The 16,295-nt window shown below is 43.2% G+C and carries 15 protein-coding genes, 8 tRNA genes and 1 rRNA gene; 20 read left to right on the forward strand and 4 right to left on the reverse strand.

Annotated features, from left to right (window positions below; genetic code table 11):
- Positions 1-9: 9 nt before the first annotated feature.
- From rrf to BMI76_RS02060, 8 genes are all read left to right on the forward strand, one after another.
- Positions 10-125: ribosomal RNA gene (rrf, locus tag BMI76_RS02025) — 5S ribosomal RNA — on the forward strand.
- A 4-nt stretch (positions 126-129) separates the two neighbouring features.
- Positions 130-202, forward strand: a tRNA-Val gene (locus BMI76_RS02030).
- Positions 203-318: 116 nt separating this feature from the next.
- Positions 319-391, forward strand: a tRNA-Asp gene (locus tag BMI76_RS02035).
- A 9-nt stretch (positions 392-400) separates the two neighbouring features.
- Positions 401-473 (forward strand) — tRNA-Lys (locus BMI76_RS02040).
- A gap of 8 nt (positions 474-481) precedes the next feature.
- A tRNA-Leu gene (locus tag BMI76_RS02045) sits at positions 482-563 on the forward strand.
- A 10-nt stretch (positions 564-573) separates the two neighbouring features.
- Positions 574-646 (forward strand) — tRNA-Thr (locus tag BMI76_RS02050).
- 53 nt (positions 647-699) lie between these two features.
- Positions 700-773 (forward strand) — tRNA-Ile (locus BMI76_RS02055).
- A gap of 7 nt (positions 774-780) precedes the next feature.
- A tRNA-Glu gene (locus BMI76_RS02060) sits at positions 781-852 on the forward strand.
- A gap of 445 nt (positions 853-1,297) precedes the next feature.
- Here BMI76_RS02060 and BMI76_RS02065 read toward each other — a convergent pair.
- The 3 genes from BMI76_RS02065 to recX form a co-directional block, all read right to left on the reverse strand.
- Entirely contained in the window at positions 1,298-1,618 is a 321-nt protein-coding gene (locus BMI76_RS02065) for a DUF960 domain-containing protein (RefSeq protein WP_075345954.1), read from the reverse strand.
- Positions 1,619-1,689: 71 nt separating this feature from the next.
- A complete protein-coding gene (locus tag BMI76_RS02070; RefSeq protein WP_003086179.1) occupies positions 1,690-2,223 on the reverse strand; it encodes a DUF402 domain-containing protein in 534 nt (177 codons plus the stop codon).
- A gap of 84 nt (positions 2,224-2,307) precedes the next feature.
- The gene (gene recX / locus BMI76_RS02075; protein ID WP_075345955.1) at positions 2,308-3,084 is read right to left on the reverse strand and encodes a recombination regulator RecX; all 777 of its coding nucleotides are present in this window, start codon (positions 3,082-3,084) and stop codon (positions 2,308-2,310) included.
- 35 nt (positions 3,085-3,119) lie between these two features.
- On the opposite strand from recX, the gene rlmD reads away from it, so the two are divergent.
- The 4 genes from rlmD to BMI76_RS02095 all read left to right on the forward strand — a co-directional run bounded on the left by rlmD (position 3,120) and on the right by BMI76_RS02095 (position 8,189).
- The gene (gene rlmD, locus BMI76_RS02080; RefSeq protein ID WP_075345956.1) at positions 3,120-4,487 is read left to right on the forward strand and encodes a 23S rRNA (uracil(1939)-C(5))-methyltransferase RlmD; all 1,368 of its coding nucleotides are present in this window, start codon (positions 3,120-3,122) and stop codon (positions 4,485-4,487) included.
- 10 nt (positions 4,488-4,497) lie between these two features.
- Positions 4,498-4,959 carry a class Ib ribonucleoside-diphosphate reductase assembly flavoprotein NrdI gene (gene nrdI, locus BMI76_RS02085; protein WP_075345957.1) on the forward strand — a complete coding sequence of 154 codons (462 nt, stop codon included), beginning with the start codon at positions 4,498-4,500 and terminating at the stop codon, positions 4,957-4,959.
- 211 nt (positions 4,960-5,170) lie between these two features.
- Positions 5,171-5,773 carry an NADPH-dependent FMN reductase gene (locus tag BMI76_RS02090; protein ID WP_075345958.1) on the forward strand — a complete coding sequence of 201 codons (603 nt, stop codon included), beginning with the start codon at positions 5,171-5,173 and terminating at the stop codon, positions 5,771-5,773.
- Position 5,774: 1 nt separating this feature from the next.
- Entirely contained in the window at positions 5,775-8,189 is a 2,415-nt protein-coding gene (locus tag BMI76_RS02095) for a flavocytochrome c (RefSeq protein ID WP_075345959.1), read from the forward strand.
- A 185-nt stretch (positions 8,190-8,374) separates the two neighbouring features.
- Here the strand turns inward: BMI76_RS02095 and BMI76_RS02100 are convergent.
- A tRNA-Thr gene (locus BMI76_RS02100) sits at positions 8,375-8,445 on the reverse strand.
- Positions 8,446-8,586: 141 nt separating this feature from the next.
- Here BMI76_RS02100 and BMI76_RS02105 point away from each other — a divergent pair.
- The 8 genes from BMI76_RS02105 to BMI76_RS02140 all read left to right on the forward strand — a co-directional run bounded on the left by BMI76_RS02105 (position 8,587) and on the right by BMI76_RS02140 (position 16,169).
- Positions 8,587-9,219 carry an SDR family oxidoreductase gene (locus tag BMI76_RS02105; protein WP_075345960.1) on the forward strand — a complete coding sequence of 211 codons (633 nt, stop codon included), beginning with the start codon at positions 8,587-8,589 and terminating at the stop codon, positions 9,217-9,219.
- A gap of 104 nt (positions 9,220-9,323) precedes the next feature.
- Entirely contained in the window at positions 9,324-9,578 is a 255-nt protein-coding gene (locus tag BMI76_RS02110) for a DUF1912 family protein (protein WP_027975806.1), read from the forward strand.
- A gap of 15 nt (positions 9,579-9,593) precedes the next feature.
- A complete protein-coding gene (locus BMI76_RS02115; RefSeq protein WP_075345961.1) occupies positions 9,594-9,935 on the forward strand; it encodes a helix-hairpin-helix domain-containing protein in 342 nt (113 codons plus the stop codon).
- Between the two features lie 303 nt (positions 9,936-10,238).
- Complete coding sequence (locus BMI76_RS02120; protein WP_075345962.1) at positions 10,239-10,859, forward strand: DUF1349 domain-containing protein; 621 nt, start codon at positions 10,239-10,241, stop codon at positions 10,857-10,859.
- A gap of 4 nt (positions 10,860-10,863) precedes the next feature.
- Entirely contained in the window at positions 10,864-11,445 is a 582-nt protein-coding gene (locus tag BMI76_RS02125) for a GNAT family N-acetyltransferase (protein WP_075345963.1), read from the forward strand.
- The gene (locus BMI76_RS02130; RefSeq protein ID WP_180372822.1) at positions 11,438-12,082 is read left to right on the forward strand and encodes an HD domain-containing protein; all 645 of its coding nucleotides are present in this window, start codon (positions 11,438-11,440) and stop codon (positions 12,080-12,082) included. The genes BMI76_RS02125 and BMI76_RS02130 overlap by 8 nt, the downstream gene beginning before the upstream one ends.
- Positions 12,083-12,169: 87 nt before the next feature.
- Complete coding sequence (locus BMI76_RS02135; RefSeq protein WP_075345965.1) at positions 12,170-13,498, forward strand: ABC transporter permease; 1,329 nt, start codon at positions 12,170-12,172, stop codon at positions 13,496-13,498.
- Between the two features lie 19 nt (positions 13,499-13,517).
- The gene (locus BMI76_RS02140) at positions 13,518-16,169 is read left to right on the forward strand and encodes a valine--tRNA ligase (RefSeq protein WP_075345966.1); all 2,652 of its coding nucleotides are present in this window, start codon (positions 13,518-13,520) and stop codon (positions 16,167-16,169) included.
- The last annotated feature ends 126 nt before the right edge of the window (positions 16,170-16,295 follow it).

The following is a 16,295-nucleotide window of genomic DNA, read 5'->3' on the forward strand; positions in this document are numbered from 1 at the left end:
ATTCAGCAGTTAAGTGACGATAGCCTAGGAGAGACACCTGTACCCATGCCGAACACAGCCGTTAAGCCCTAGCACGCCTGAAGTAGTTGGGGGTTGCCCCCTGTGAGATAGGGTAGTCGCTTAGCAATAGGGAGTTTAGCTCAGCTGGGAGAGCATCTGCCTTACAAGCAGAGGGTCAGCGGTTCGATCCCGTTAACTCCCATACAAGATGTTACTAAGGACGTTAAGAAATCCGTATGAAAATAGGGGTCTGACAAGAAATCCTGATTTCTTAGTCAGAGCATCTTTTTCACTAGGATTTTAGTCCGAGTACAAATAGGTCCCGTGGTGTAGCGGTTATCACGTCGCCCTGTCACGGCGAAGATCGCGGGTTCAATTCCCGTCGGGACCGTAAAAGGAGGACTCGTTAGCTCAGTTGGTAGAGCATTTGACTTTTAATCAAAGGGTCACTGGTTCGAGCCCAGTACGGGTCATAGCGCATGCGGGTGTGGCGGAATTGGCAGACGCACCAGATTTAGGATCTGGCGCTTGAGGGCGTGGGGGTTCAAGTCCCTTCACCCGCATAGAGGATAAGCCGGCTTAGCTCAGTTGGTAGAGCATCTGATTTGTAATCAGAGGGTCGCGTGTTCAAGTCATGTAGCCGGCATTGTATCTGTTTAGTCAGTACAATATTTTATTTGATTTTATATTGAGTGCTTTGGGCGCGTAGCTCAGCTGGTTAGAGCACACGCCTGATAAGCGTGAGGTCGGTGGTTCGAGTCCACTCGTGCCCATAGGAATGGTCCGTTGGTCAAGGGGTTAAGACACCGCCTTTTCACGGCGGTAACACGGGTTCGAATCCCGTACGGACTATTGTGAATCTATTGATTAGATTCTTTTTTAATACAGCTGCATTTTTATTATCATTTTAAATAGCTTCAATACTCGTGATCCATGCTCACGGGTATTTTTTATTTTGCAAAGACTTTATCCGTTATTGTTAAAGACTGATACAAGCAGCAGAATTCTTTGTATTTGCAACTTTTCATACAGGGGCTGCGTGTGTTTATTTAATAGTGCATCTGTCCATGATACGTGAGTACAGATGTGCTCCAGAAGGTATTGAAAGCCTTGTAAGCATTTAAATTTTAAAAAAAGCCAGTCAAAAACCTCAGTCATAGGCGCGCAGATAAGTCTTCTGTATTCAGGATAGCAGAAAAATCAGTGTATAATATCGTATAAGAAAAAAGCATGACACGGGCATGACTCCTCTAACGAATTCATGTCAGTATCATACTTTTAACTGTTTAAACACCCCTTAGAGATTGGTGTCCAGCTCATGCGGCAGCAGAATCGTTTCTCTGCCGTTGTTGTCAACTATTTGGACGATTTCCGGATAAAAAGGATCATATTTAGCCGCATAATCAGACACGATAACTGTCTGACTGTATTTATCATAGTATTTGAAGCTCAGCTGGCCGTGATTGTTGAGCAGCCGAAAAGTTAATATATCATCCAGTGTGAAGACATCTTTTAGATTATTATCAAGAATTTCCCAGAAAACATCAATCAATTCTGGCGGCAGGCTGGTAACAACTCCAAAGCTTGCATACCGCCCTTTTGTATTTGCAAATGCCATAATATGAAGCCTCCTTTGCGGTTCTATAAAAAGAAAGCACCTTGCAGTGCTTAGTGCTTTTTTTGACAACCTTAACGATTCTTAAGTTCAAGATAACGTTTGTACCAAATATTGATATAGGATTGTGAAAAAGGTCCCTTACCATTGTTAATCCAATCAACTAAAATTTTAACATTTTCCTTTAAAATATAGTCAATATCGGCAGAATAGCCCATTTTTTGTTTGTGTGTCTCATATTCATCAACGTCCAGAAGTTTTTTTTCACCATCGGCAAAAACTTTAACATCTAAATCGTAATCGATATACTTTAATGCCTCCTGGTCCAATACATGGGGACTGGCCAGGTTGCAGTAGTAAGAAACGCCATTATCTCGGATCATTGCAATGATATTAAACCAAAATTTTTTATGAAAATAAACAATAGCCGGTTCACGGGTTACCCAGCGCCTGCCGTCGCTTTCAGTGACGAGGGTATGATCATTCACGCCAATAACAGCATTTTCTGTTGTTTTTAGTACCATAGTGTCGCGCCAAGTTCGGTGCAAACTACCATCATGCTTATAACTTTGAATTGTAATAAAGTCGCCTTCCTTAGGTAATTTCATTGCCTTACCAACTTCCTACAATTAAGTTTGTCTTTTACAGTTTATCATAATTTTTTGAAAAAATCACTCTTTCTGTCGTGAAGTTTACAAATACTCGCGAAGCGCGCTTTTAATCTGATCAAAGTCAAATCCTTTTCTGGCCAAACTCTGTGTCAGGCGCTGCTTGAGTTCGTAACCATCATATTTTTTACTGTACTTGCGGTACTGCTTATCCAGTTCTTTGTAAATCAGTTCCTCTTCATTTTCAGAAAAGTCTTCCAACTGGAATTCGTCTATGGCTGCCTTAGCTTCTTGGTAAGAAAAACCTTTATTTGTTAATGCCTGACTGAGCTTGTCCCGCAAGGCTCTTTGAGGAAGCTTGCCCTGGTATCTTTTTAAGATTTTTTCAGCCGTTTTTCTGCAAACAGTTGAAAAATCCGTGTTTTCCAAAGCAGAATCAATAAGTTTCCGATCAATCCCCTTTTGCAAAAGCTTTTGTTTCAGCACATAAGCTCCCTTGTCACCGGAATTAAGGTTTTGCTGAAGAACGGTTTTGGTGTATTGCAGGTCGTCGATCCACTTCTCTTTTTCAAGTTCCTTAATGACTTTTGCAATAATATCTTTATCAATGTCATGCTTTGTCAAATAGTCTCTAATTTCTTTTTCTGTGCGCTGTTTAAAAGACAGATAATAGAGAGCCAGATTTTTACCGTAAGAAAACTGGGCAAAAGCTTTGATTTGCTCCAGATCGTTTGATGTGATGTCTTTATCTTTGCTCAGCATGAAATGAACAATGGTATCTTCTGTGACATAGACTTTATCTCTTTCGTCAATTTCAAGCAGATAGAGTCTTTTTTTCTTTTCAATTTTGGTAATTTTCATGCCTTTATTATAGCAGAAAATGATAAAATAGTAGTATGAATTTACGTATGAAACAAAAGATTCCCTTGAAGATCAAGAGAATGGGAATTAACGGCGAAGGAATTGGCTTTTATAAGAGAACCTTGGTTTTTGTGCCGGGTGCCTTAAAGGGTGAGGATGTTTTTTGTCAGGTAACCCGTGTCAAAGCTAATTTTGCAGAGGCTAGGCTGCTTGTTATCAATAAAAAGTCGAAATTCCGCATCAAACCTCAATGTCCAATCTATGAGGAATGCGGCGGCTGTCAGATCATGCACTTGCGCTATGATAAGCAATTAGATTTTAAAGAAGATTTGCTCAGGCAGGCTTTGAAAAAATTTAAGCCGCAGGGCTATGAAATTTATGATATCCGGCCGACGATTGGGATGGATGAACCCAAGCATTACCGGGCAAAGCTGCAGTTTCAAACGCGCAGATTTGGCGGTGTGACTAAGGCCGGTCTCTTCCAGGAGGGGAGCCACCATTTAGTTGATATCAAAGATTGCTTGGTGCAGGATGAGCTGACGCAAAGCATTGTCAATCACGTCTGCCAGCTCTTGGATAAGTACAGCATTCCTATCTATGATGAACGCCGAAATGCCGGCATTAGAACCATTATGGTTCGAAAGGCACAGGCGACAGGACAGGTTCAGCTGATTTTTGTAAGCAGCAAGGAAGTCAATCTGGTGCCTGTTATCCGTGAGCTGACCGCAGATTTTTCAGAGATTAAGACCGTTGCGGTTAATTTTAATGCAAGCAAGTCCAGCAGTATTTATGGTGACAGGACAGAAATTCTTTGGGGGGCAGATACTATAGCTGAGAAAGTTTTGGATTATTCTTTTTCTCTGTCACCGCGCGCCTTCTATCAGCTCAATCCCAGACAAACGCAGGTTCTTTACAGCCAAGCGGTCAAAGCACTTGATGTCCATGAGAATGATGAGGTGATTGATGCCTATTGCGGGGTTGGTACCATCGGTTTTGCTTTTGCAGACAAAGTGAAATCAGTAAGAGGCATGGATATTATTCCTGAGGCTATTGCTGATGCTAAAGAAAATGCCAGACGTATGGGATATACCAATACGCATTACGAAACAGGCAAAGCAGAAGACATTATTCCTCAATGGTATAAAGAAGGCTATCGGGCAACAGCGCTTGTTGTTGATCCGCCGCGGACAGGGCTGGATGACAAACTGTTAAAAACAATCTGCCGTTATCAGCCCGAAAAAATGGTTTATGTCTCCTGCAATGTCTCCACACTGGCCAGAGACCTAGTCAAGCTGACTAAGAGCTATGACGTTGTCTACATTCAATCCGTTGATATGTTTCCGCACACAGCAAGGACCGAAGCTGTGGTGAAACTAGTCAAACGTCAGAAAGATTTATCGTAAAGGGGAAAAGATGACATCATCAATTACGTTAGTTTATATTAGTCTGAGCGGCAATACACACAGTTTTGTTAAACGCTTAAAAGCTTATTTGGAATCAAAGACAGTTCTGCCAATCAAGACTGTTAATGTTAAGGATTTGGTTAAAGAGCAAAAAGATTTTTTTGCCATGACAGATTACTTTGTGGCTTTTCTGCCGACCTATCTTGAAGGCGGCAACGGTCTGGACAGCGGCGATGTGGAAATATTGACAACACCGCTGCGGGATTTTATTGCTTTTGCTGATAATTATCGCTATTGTTATGGCGTTGTCGGCTCCGGCAATAAGAATTTCAATAATCAATACTGTCTGACAGCTAAGCAGTATTCTGAAACATTTGGTTTTCCCATGCTGGATGATTTTGAACTGCGCGGTCTAACCGATGATGTCGAACGTATTGGTGAGAAGATTTTGAAACTGTATGCGGCAGAATAAATGTTCAAATCAGAAGGAGAAACGTTTCTCTTTCTGATTTTTAGTGTGGTAACATTTTCTTTTTAAGCCGTCTAAAGCGAGTAAGTATAACAAAGAAAAAGCGCCATATCAACGCTTTCAAAATAATTATTTCAGTCTTTGTATTCGCTTATAAAAAATAATTTTTTGATGTATAATAGAGGCGAGATATTGTTTACAGGAGGTCTTTTGTATGAATTTAGTTGGTATTGTCGGAACCAATTCTGATCGGTCAACCAATCGAAAATTATTAAAATTCATGGCTGAGCACTTTGCGGACAAGGCTTATATTGAAGTGCTTGAAATCAAAGATTTACTAGCTTTCAACGAGCCGGAAGATAAGACGGCTCCGGCAAGTGTGGCAGCCTTTTCGGAAAAGATTGCTGCCGCTGATGGGGTTATTATTGCAACGCCCGAGTATGATCATACCATCCCGGCACCGCTGGCCAGTGCTTTGGAATGGATTGCCTACACCAGCCGTGCTCTCATTAACAAACCGACCATGATTGTCGGCTGTTCGCTGGGAGCTCTTGGAACATCTCGTGCCCAAGCACATTTGCGCCAGATTTTGGATGCACCGGAATTAAAAGCGCGTGTTATGCCGGGAAGCGAATTTTTCCTCGGCCATTCGGAACAAGTCTTGGACGATGACGGGAACCTCAATCATCCTGAGAAAGTGACAGAACTGGAAGACCATTTTGCAGAATTTCAAGACTTTGTGACCATCACACAGGAAATCGTCAAACAGGCTGATACAGACCGCAAGAGAGCATTCGCTTGGGAAGTGGGTGAATAAAATGAAATTAGTTGCTATTGTCGGAACCAATGCCAAGAAATCCTACAACCGCCTGCTGCTGCAGTTCATGCAGAAGCACTTTGCCAAAAAGGCAGCTATTGACATCATGGAAATCACGGATGTTCCCATGTTCAATGAAACAGATGACCAGACCAATTCACCGATTATTCAAGATTTCAACAGCAAAATCAGTGAAGCCGATGGGGTCATCATTGCCACACCCGAGCACAACCATACGATTCCATCCAGTCTAAACAGCCTTTTGGAATGGCTGTCTTTCAACCTGCATCCTCTTGATGGCAAGCCTGTGATGATTGTCGGAGCGTCCTATGATGTGCAAGGGTCATCCAGAGCTCAGCTGCACTTGCGCCAGATCCTTGATGCTCCGGGTGTCAATGCGACTGTTATGCCGGGCAGTGAATTCTTGCTTGGCTGTGCCCATCAAGCCTTTGATGACAATGGGGACTTGAAAGATGAAGGGACAGTGGATTTTCTGGACAGCTGTTTTTGGCGCTTCCTGCGCTTTGTGGCTGTAGCTAATCAGCTGAATCTGCCGGAGGAAGTTCACTTTGAACCGGGAACCTACCAGGTAACGACAGAAGGTCATAATGGCAAACTGCCAATGGCGGTTACCCTCTCCGAGGAAAAAATTGAGACCATTGATATTGACTCATCGGGAGAAACGTCTGGTATTTCCGATATTGTCTTCACCCGTATTCCTAATGAAATCATTGAAGGGCAGACGCTGAATGTCGATGCTGTTTCGGGTGCTTCGGTGACCAGCAACGGTGTACTTGATGGGGTTGCCCGTGCGGTGAAAATGGCCGGTGCCAATCCGGATGTTTTGCGCAAGCGTCCCAAGGCGCCATCAGCTCTGGACCATGAAGATAAGACCTATCACACAGATGTGGTTGTCGTAGGCGGAGGCGGCGCTGGTTTAGCAGCGGCAGCGACTGTTCTTCAGCAAGGTAAGACAGTAATCGTTGCTGAGAAATTCCCGGCACTTGGCGGCAATACGGTTCGTGCCGGCGGCCCAATCAATGCGCCTTGGCCTGAGTGGCAAAACAGCTTTGCGGCTCATCCTGGTGAAGCTCAGAATCTGCAAAATCTTCATGATACTGATGAAACTGATATTGATCCAGAATATCTGGAAGATTTCCGTGCCTTAAAGCTAGAGCTGGAAAGCTATCTCAAAGACCCAAGCTATCTTTTTGATTCAAAATTACTCTACCGCATTCAAACCTATCTTGGCGGTAAGCGGACAGACCTGCAAGGCCATGAAATCCACGGCAGCTATGACCTTGTCAAAATTTTAACGGAGCGGGCACTTGAATCTGTTAAGTGGCTGGAAGATGTTGGGGTTGACTTTGACCGCTCTGAAGTTACCATGCCGGTTGGTGCCCTCTGGCGCCGCGGTCACAAGCCAAAGATGCCAATGGGCTATGCCTATATCTCTGTACTGGATAAATATGTGCGTGACAAGGGCGGAACAATTTTGACAGATACCCCCGTCAAAGAATTAATCGTGGAAGACGGCAGTGTGCGCGGTGTTATTGCTGCTGGGCGCAACGGTCAAAAAATTACGATTCATGCTAAGGCAGTCGTCCTGACTTCCGGCGGTTTTGGGGCTAATACCAAGATGCTGCAGAAGTACAACACTTATTGGACAGAAATTGATGATGATATTAAGACATCTAACTCACCGGCAATTACAGGGGATGGCATTATCCTTGGGCAAAGTGTCGGAGCCGATCTTGTTGGTATGGGCTTTACTCAGATGATGCCTGTATCAGACCCGGAAACAGGAGCCCTCTTCTCAGGCCTTCAGGTGCCGCCGGCAAACTTTATCATGGTGAATAAGGAAGGCAAACGTTTTGTGGATGAGTACGGCAGCCGTGATAAATTGTCACAAGCTGCGATTGATAACGGCGGTCTCTTCTACCTGATTGCCGATGATAATATCAAAAAAACAGCTTACAATACCAGTGATGAGAAGATTGAAGCGCAGGTCGCAGCCGGCACGCTCTACCGGGCTGATACCTTGGAAGAATTGGCAGAACAAATTGGTGTGGATCCAAAGGTTTTGGTTGAAACCATTACAAATTATAACAGCTATGTCGATGCCGGGTTCGATCCTGAATTTAATAAAGGCAGCTTCGATCTTAAGTGTGAAAAAGCGCCGTTCTATGCAACGCCTCGCAAGCCGGCAGTTCACCACACCATGGGCGGTCTGAAGATTGATACTGCAGCGCATGTTATTAATGAAAGCGGTCAAGTCATCAAGGGACTCTTTGCGGCAGGCGAAGTCGCTGGCGGCCTCCATGCAGGCAACCGTCTGGGCGGTAATTCACTGACGGATATCTTTACTTTTGGCCGTATCGCAGCCGACACTGCCATTGAAGAATGCGTCAATTAAACTAATAAACTTCCTGTTATGTTGAGATGTAAAATCTCTGAAAAGATAAAAAGCGCGTGGGACAGACAGCACTTATGGCGGTCTGTCCCGCTTCTTTTTTCATGTGTAAGGCACAGCTGCTTTTAGCTATTGCCCAAAAGAATCAAAAAAGCCGGCCTAAGTCTTCTTAGGCTGGCTGACTTTCATGCCACCACCGAGAATCGAACTCGGAACGGAGCATTACCATTGCTCTATTATACCATTTAACTATAGCGGCGACTTTTATATAATACTATAAAATATAAAAGAATGCAAGCATGAAAGAAAAAAATAGCTGCTCTTCTTTCCCGTGAAGAGTCTCCCTTTTATTTTTGAAAGGAAAGAGTTATAATATAGGAAATTTCCAAGGAGAAAAAGTATGAAAGTTTTTGTCGCAGGAGCAACCGGACGTGTTGCCCAACGCTTAATTCAGAATTTAGCCGAGAATCATTCCGTCTATGCAGGTGCCAGAAAACCTGAAAAGGTCATTAAACATAAAAATATTACAGCAGTTCCTTTTGATCTTCATGATGACCTGCCAGTTTTGACGGAGCGTATCAAAGGTATGGATGCTGTTTATTTTACAGCAGGTTCCCGAGGTCAGGATCTGCTGCAGGTTGATGCTTTTGGAGCAGTCAAATTGGCTCAGGCTGCAGAACAGGCAGGCATCAAGCGTTTTATTCTTCTGAGCTCTATGTTTGCCTTAGAGCCGGATAAGTGGCATCTGCCCGGTTTAGATAAGCTGACCAATTATAACATTGCTAAATTCTTTGCGGATAATTATGTGGTTCATCAGACAGATCTAGACTATACGATTATTCAGCCGACCGGGCTGACAGAAGAAGCAGCCAGCGGTAAAATAGCTCTCAATCCCGCTAAACCCGGCACTAACAGCATTGCCGATGTCGCTCATGTTTTAGCAGCAGTTTTAGAACGTCCGAATACTTACGGCAAGGTCATTAAAATGTCTGCCGGTGATGAGGTAATCGAAACCGCCCTTGAGAGTCTTTGAGTTTTATAGATTTTTGGCTGTCTTTTGCCTGTCATCTTGAATTCCCTTGATTTTTAAGCTATAATGTTTACTGATTGATTAATGCCTTTTATTTAGGAGGGAAAATGTCTTACGAACAAGAGTTTTTAAAGGATTTTGAAACTTGGATTAATACACAGGTGACGGTTAATGAAATGGCCATGCAGCAAAGCCGAAAGATTGCCCGAGAGGGCGAAGATGAGCATGCAGCAGATGCTTACATTCGTTATGAGAGTAAGCTTGATGCTTATAAATTTATTCAGGGAAAATTTGAAAACTATAAAAATGGCAAGGGTTTTCATGATATGCCGGATGGTTTATTAGGTTCACGTGAGTATTAATGGGAAGAGGACAAAATGACAAAGAAAAAGAATCGTAAAAAAGCACTGAAATTACAAATGAAACGTCAAGGACTGCTGTCTAAGGCTAAACAAGCTGTTGCCAGTGTCGCAGAAACAGCCAAAACAGTTACAAAGGATGTCAAGGACTCGTTTAAAAAGCCAAGCTTAGAGGAATTCTCTGCACTGCCGGAGTTGGCTGATATCCGATCCAATCTGGCAGAAACACTGTACAATGAAGGCATTGTTTCAGTTCAGGATTTTGCTGACTGGACCGAAAAAGACCTGCTTGGTCTTAAGGGAATCGGTCCTGCAACTGTTAAGAAACTGCAGGAAAACGGCGTTAGCCTGAAGGCATAGGAAATGTAAGTTGCTTTGCAGCTGAAATTTTGCTAGAATGAAACCATTCAGAGGAATGCTGAAGTCTATCTGTTACAGAAAGCGGTGCTGCTGAGAAATCCGCACAGATATCAGTATGGGTTGCTGATGGTATTTAAAGAAAAATAGAGAGCAGCGGGTACAACATTTGGAATTTTTTGCTTCAGCTGGAGCGTTTTCCAAGACCCGAATGTGGGTGGTACCGCGGATTTAGAAGTAAGTTCGTCCCTGTCATTATTGACGGGGGCGTTTTTGTTTAGATAAATAGAAAAAGAGGGAATACCTATGAAAGATACATTTGATTGTCATCAGTTAGTTTGGACACGCCAGCCAAAATCTTATCAGATTTCAGATAAGGAAATTACTATTGAAACCTTACCTCATACTGACCTTTGGCAGAGGACATATTATCATTTTTGCAATGACAATGCGCCTGTCTTACAGATGACAACGAACGAGCAGTATTTCTCTTTTGTTGTGAAAACGACCTTTGATAGCCATCATCGTTTTGACCAATGTGGAGTGGTGGTTTATCTGGATAGCGATAACTGGATTAAGGGTTCAATTGAGTATGAAAATGAAGACTTTCAACATCTAGGCAGTGTTGTAACCAATCAAGGATATTCAGATTGGGCAACGGTAGAAATCCCTGCTGAAACCAACAGCATGTGCTATCGTCTCAGTCGTCGTGGTCAGGATTTTCGTATTGAGAATTCGCTAGACGGTGTAACCTTTAAGCAGATGAGGATTGCCCATTTGGCGAAGGCGGCTGATGAGATTTCCTTTGGTATTTACGCTTGTAGCCCAGAGAATTCCTCTTTCAAGGCAACCTTCACTAATTTTGAATTAATGGATTGTCAATGGCAGGCCCATGACGGGCAAGCACCAGATGAGGAGATAGAGTAGCTTTATGAAAATTCTAGGAAAAATTGAAAATAATATCTTGCCTGATATTGAGACAGATCGTCTCTATCTACGTCAACGGACAGTGGCGGATGCAGCAGATGTTTTTGCTTATGCCAGTTTGCCAGAAGTTACTTATCCTGCGGGTTTCCCGCCGGTTGAGACGGTTGAGGATGAAGCCTATTATTTGGAACATATCCTGCCTAAAAGTCAGGCGGAGCAGCAACTGCCTTCCGGCTATGGCATAAAGCTAAAAAGAGAGGATAAGGTCATTGGTTCTGTGGACTTTAACCACCGTCATGCTGACGATGTGCTGGAAATTGGCTATACCCTGCATCCGGATTATTGGGGACGAGGAATTGTTCCAGAGGCAGCAAGTGCCTTGATTGAACTCGGCTTTACCCTCCTCAAACTTCATAAGCTTGAATTAAATTGCTATGACACAAATAAGCAAAGTCAGCGTGTGGCAGAGAAATTGGGCTTTACCTTAGAAGCACGAATTCGAGATCGTAAAGATGTCCAGGGGAATCGCTGTGATGACTTAAGATATGGGCTGCTTAAGAGTGAATGGGAGGTTCAGCGTGGATAAGGAACAGATTCTCACCAACACGCACCAATTTGTGAAAGAAACTCTGTCAGGCGAGGCCAGCGGCCACGATTGGTGGCATATTGTGCGCGTGGCTAAGACTGCACTCACCATTGCTAAGTCTGAAGGTGCCGACCTCTTCATCTGTGAAATGGCTGCGCTGCTGCACGACATGGCTGACAGCAAGCTCTTTGATGAAGCTAAGGCTCTGGCTGAAGTGAAAGATTTTCTTTCTCAGCAGGGCTTGACAGCAGACCAAATCGATCAAATTACCAATATCATGATGGGCATTTCCTATAAGGGCGGCCACAACACCGCCCAGCTCAGTTTAGAAGGTCAGGTCGTTCAGGATGCTGACCGGCTGGATGCCATCGGCGCTATCGGTATCGCAAGGACCATGGCTTATTCTGGCAATAAAGGCAGACTGATCCACGATCCCAGTAAACAGCCGCGCGAAAACCTAACGCTTGAAGACTACCGCAAAGGCGAAGACACGGCCATCATGCATTTCTACGAAAAACTCCTCAAACTCAAAGACCTCATGAACACCAAAGAAGGCAAACACCTGGCTCAAGGACGCCATGAGTTTATGGGAAGCTACCTCCAGCAGTTCTACGCTGAGTGGGATGGGGAGAGGTAAGAAGGAGATTTAGGAACTTGTGCAAAATTTGCACAGGTTGAACTGTTCGGAAAAATTGGATAGTTTAGTGAGAGGGGAGAAAATAGAATGAAAAGAATAATTTTATACATGTTAGTATTACTACCTCTTGTGCCTATAGTTTCTCTGTTAATATCATCTATTATAATTTTTCCAATAACTTTACTTCCAAATAGCATTTTACCTGTTAATCCAGTATGGATTGCGGAGTTTATTTTAGGGGTATTACTGATTTTATTTGGCCTAAGATTAAATAAGTTTGTAGATAAAAAACTTTTTAAATATAGTTATTGGATTATTTTAATCATATTATTCCTAGTATTTTTGAAATCTAGGTTAGTAGTATTATTGTCGCAGCCGTTTTTACCTATATTCTATAGTGTTTCATTTGAACAAAGATATGAAAAAATAAAAAAATTTTTTCAAAAAAGTTTGAGTACACTTGCTTTTTTAAACTCTTTTGATACTATTTATATTTTTATTTTTATATTACTATTAAAAAATCATGTCAGTTATGTGGAAACTAAGTTCAATGTAATTTATGATATTTTTGAGGAATCTCACTTATCTCAAGAAATTATTGGTACTGTCATTGTAAGTTTAATGGTTTTACTGTTTTTGATGTGGCTACCTTTGTTAAGAGGGTGGATATCTGTTAAAATTTATAAAAAACAAAATAAGATTTCTGTACCACCAGGCAAGGTCCTTTTGAATTCATACTTAGAAGCATATTTTGGATCGGCTTTGTCTGCTTTAATGTATATCAGTTTATTGTTACAAATAGATAATTTATCATTTAGTGCTATATTAATCCTTTTTATGGCTGTGTCAATGAATATTTATTTTTGGACTTTGGCATATGAAAGCATTAATAAAGGCGGCGATGATAAAGAGGCAGAGATGTCAAAATGGATAATAGTCGGTGCAATAATAATTATATTATTTCTTTTAGATCAGATAAAAAGTGATTTAATTGGAATTTTCACATGGTTTTTACCTGTTTTATTACCAACTTTTATTGGGAAGATAAATTCTCAGAAAGTATTAGATGAAGATGACCATATTCCTGAACCTACTTCTAAAATGAAAGCTCATCTTTATTGGTTGCAGATAGTAAGTTTTAATACGTTAGCAATATTAAATGTATTATCATCATTGTTTACAGAAAAAAGGATAGAGAGGGGAAAACTTGTAGAAGTAGATATACTTAAAGATACTATTGTTAAAGCTATCAACAGTGTTATAAGTCAATCATCTTCATCAGATTTTCTTTCAGGTATTTTAGCTTCTGCTATCATAGTATTGATTTCATACTTTTTGGCGCAACTACTAAGTAAAATTATAATTTGGCTTTTGAGAGAGTATTACTTAGATTCGTCTAAAGGTTACTTTAATTAAAATATATAAGGAGAATTAAATGTCAACACAACTTTCACCAAAATACAATCCAGTTGAAGTAGAAGCTGGGCGCTATCAGAAATGGCTTGAGGAGGATGTTTTCAAGCCGTCTAGCGATAAGAAGGCCCATCCTTACTCTATCGTGATTCCACCACCAAATGTGACGGGAAAACTTCACTTGGGTCACGCTTGGGACACGACACTTCAAGATATTATTATCCGTCAGAAGCGCATGCAGGGGTTTGATACCCTTTGGCTGCCTGGCATGGACCACGCAGGGATTGCGACGCAGGCCAAGGTCGAAGCCCGCTTGGCAGAAGACGGCATTTCCCGCTACGACCTTGGTCGTGAAAAATTCCTGGATAAAGTCTGGGAATGGAAGGACGAATACGCGGCAACCATCAAGGAACAGTGGGGAAAGATGGGAATTTCTGTTGATTACTCACGCGAGCGCTTCACACTTGACGAGGGGCTTTCTAAGGCTGTTCGTAAAGTCTTTGTTGACCTCTACAAGAAGGGCTGGATCTACCGTGGTGAGTTCATCATCAACTGGGATCCTAAGGCTCGGACAGCCCTGTCTGACATCGAAGTGATCCACAAGGACGTGGAAGGTGCCTTCTACCACATGAACTACATGCTGGAAGATGGCTCGCGCAGCTTAGAAGTCGCAACCACACGTCCAGAGACCATGTTTGGAGATACGGCTGTCGCTGTCAATCCTGAAGACCCGCGTTACAAAGACCTGATTGGTAAAAATGTTATTCTGCCAATCGTTAACAAGCCAATCCCAATCGTGGCCGACGAACACGCTGATCCCGAGTTCGGAACGGGTGTCGTTAAAATTACGCCTGCCCATGACCCTAACGACTTTGCGGTCGGTCAGCGTCACAACCTGCCGCAAGTCAATGTCATGAACGATGACGGCACTATGAATGATCTGGCTGGCGAATTTGCTGGCATGGATCGGTTCCAAGCCCGCAAGGCAACGGTTGCCAAATTAGAGGAAATCGGCGCTCTTGTTAATATTGAAAAAATGACTCACTCGGTCGGTCACTCAGAACGTACCGGCGTTATGGTTGAACCTCGCTTGTCCACCCAATGGTTCGTGAAGATGGATGAGTTGGCTAAAAACGCCATTGCCAGTCAAGACACAGATGACCGTGTGGACTTTTACCCGCCGCGCTTTAACGACACCTTCCTTCAATGGATGGAAAACGTCCACGACTGGGTGATTTCCCGTCAGCTCTGGTGGGGACACCAAATCCCTGCCTGGTACAATGCGGATGGTGAGATGTATGTGGGTGAAGAAGCACCGGAAGGCGACGGCTGGACACAAGACGAAGACGTCCTTGATACTTGGTTCAGCTCTGCTCTCTGGCCTTTCTCAACCATGGGTTGGCCTGATACTGATAGCGAAGACTTCAAACGCTATTTTCCAACCTCAACCCTTGTCACAGGCTATGACATCATCTTTTTCTGGGTGTCCCGCATGATTTTCCAATCTCTGGAATTCACAGGCCGCCGTCCTTTCAAGAATGTCCTGATTCACGGCCTTATCCGTGATGAGCAGGGGCGCAAGATGTCAAAATCGCTCGGAAACGGAATTGACCCTATGGATGTTGTCGACAAATACGGTGCCGATGCCCTGCGCTGGTTCCTTTCAAACGGCTCTGCGCCAGGTCAGGATGTGCGTTTCAGCTATGAAAAAATGGACGCTGCTTGGAATTTCATTAACAAAATCTGGAACATCTCCCGCTATATCCTCATGAACAATGAAGGCCTGACTCTCGACCAAGCGACAGCCAATGTCGATAAGGTCGCTGCGGGCACAGCGGGTAATGTCACAGACCGCTGGATTCTCCATAATCTCAACGAAACCATTAGCAAGGTCACTGAAAATTTTGACAAGTTCGAGTTCGGTGTGGCTGGTCACATCCTCTACAACTTCATCTGGGATGAATTTGCCGACTGGTATGTTGAGCTGACTAAGGAAGTGCTTTACAGCGACAATGAAGATGAAAAAGTCATCACGCGCTCTGTCCTCCTCTACACTTTGGACAAAATCCTGCGTCTCCTCCACCCTATCATGCCGTTTGTGACGGAGGAAATCTTTGGACAATACGCTGAGGGCTCAATCGTGACCGCAGCTTATCCAACGGTTAATCCTGCTTTTGAAAATAAGGCTGCGCACAAAGGCGTGGAAAGTCTCAAAGACCTCATTCGTGCTGTACGTAATGCGCGTGCCGAAGTCAACGTAGCGCCAAGCAAACCAATCACTATCCTTGTCAAAACAAGCGACAGCGAGCTTGAAAACTTCTTTAACAGCAATGTCAACTACATCAAGCGGTTCACCAATCCTGAAAAACTGGAAATCAGTTCAACCATTGACACACCAGACCTTGCCATGTCAGCGGTCATCACAGGTGCAGAAATCTTCCTGCCACTGGCTGACTTGCTAAACGTGGAAGAAGAGCTAGAACGTCTCAACAAAGAACTGGCCAAATGGCAAAAAGAACTGGACATGGTGGCCCGCAAACTCAGTAACGAAAAATTCGTCGCCAACGCCAAACCCGAAATTGTCCAAAAAGAGCGCGACAAACAAGCCGACTACCAAGCCAAATACGATGCGACAGTAGAACGGATTAAAGAGATGGAGAGGTTGGGGGAATAAAATAGGATTATTAAAGAAAATTTTAAATAAAAAATTGTTAATACTACCGGTTATACACGATCTGATACAGGACTGTGCATGTCTACCTTAGGACCCACCCCAAGAATCAAGGGTTAGGGAAGAAGT

The sequence above is a fragment of the Streptococcus sp. 'caviae' genome (assembly GCF_001937065.1).
GTDB lineage: Bacteria > Bacillota > Bacilli > Lactobacillales > Streptococcaceae > Streptococcus.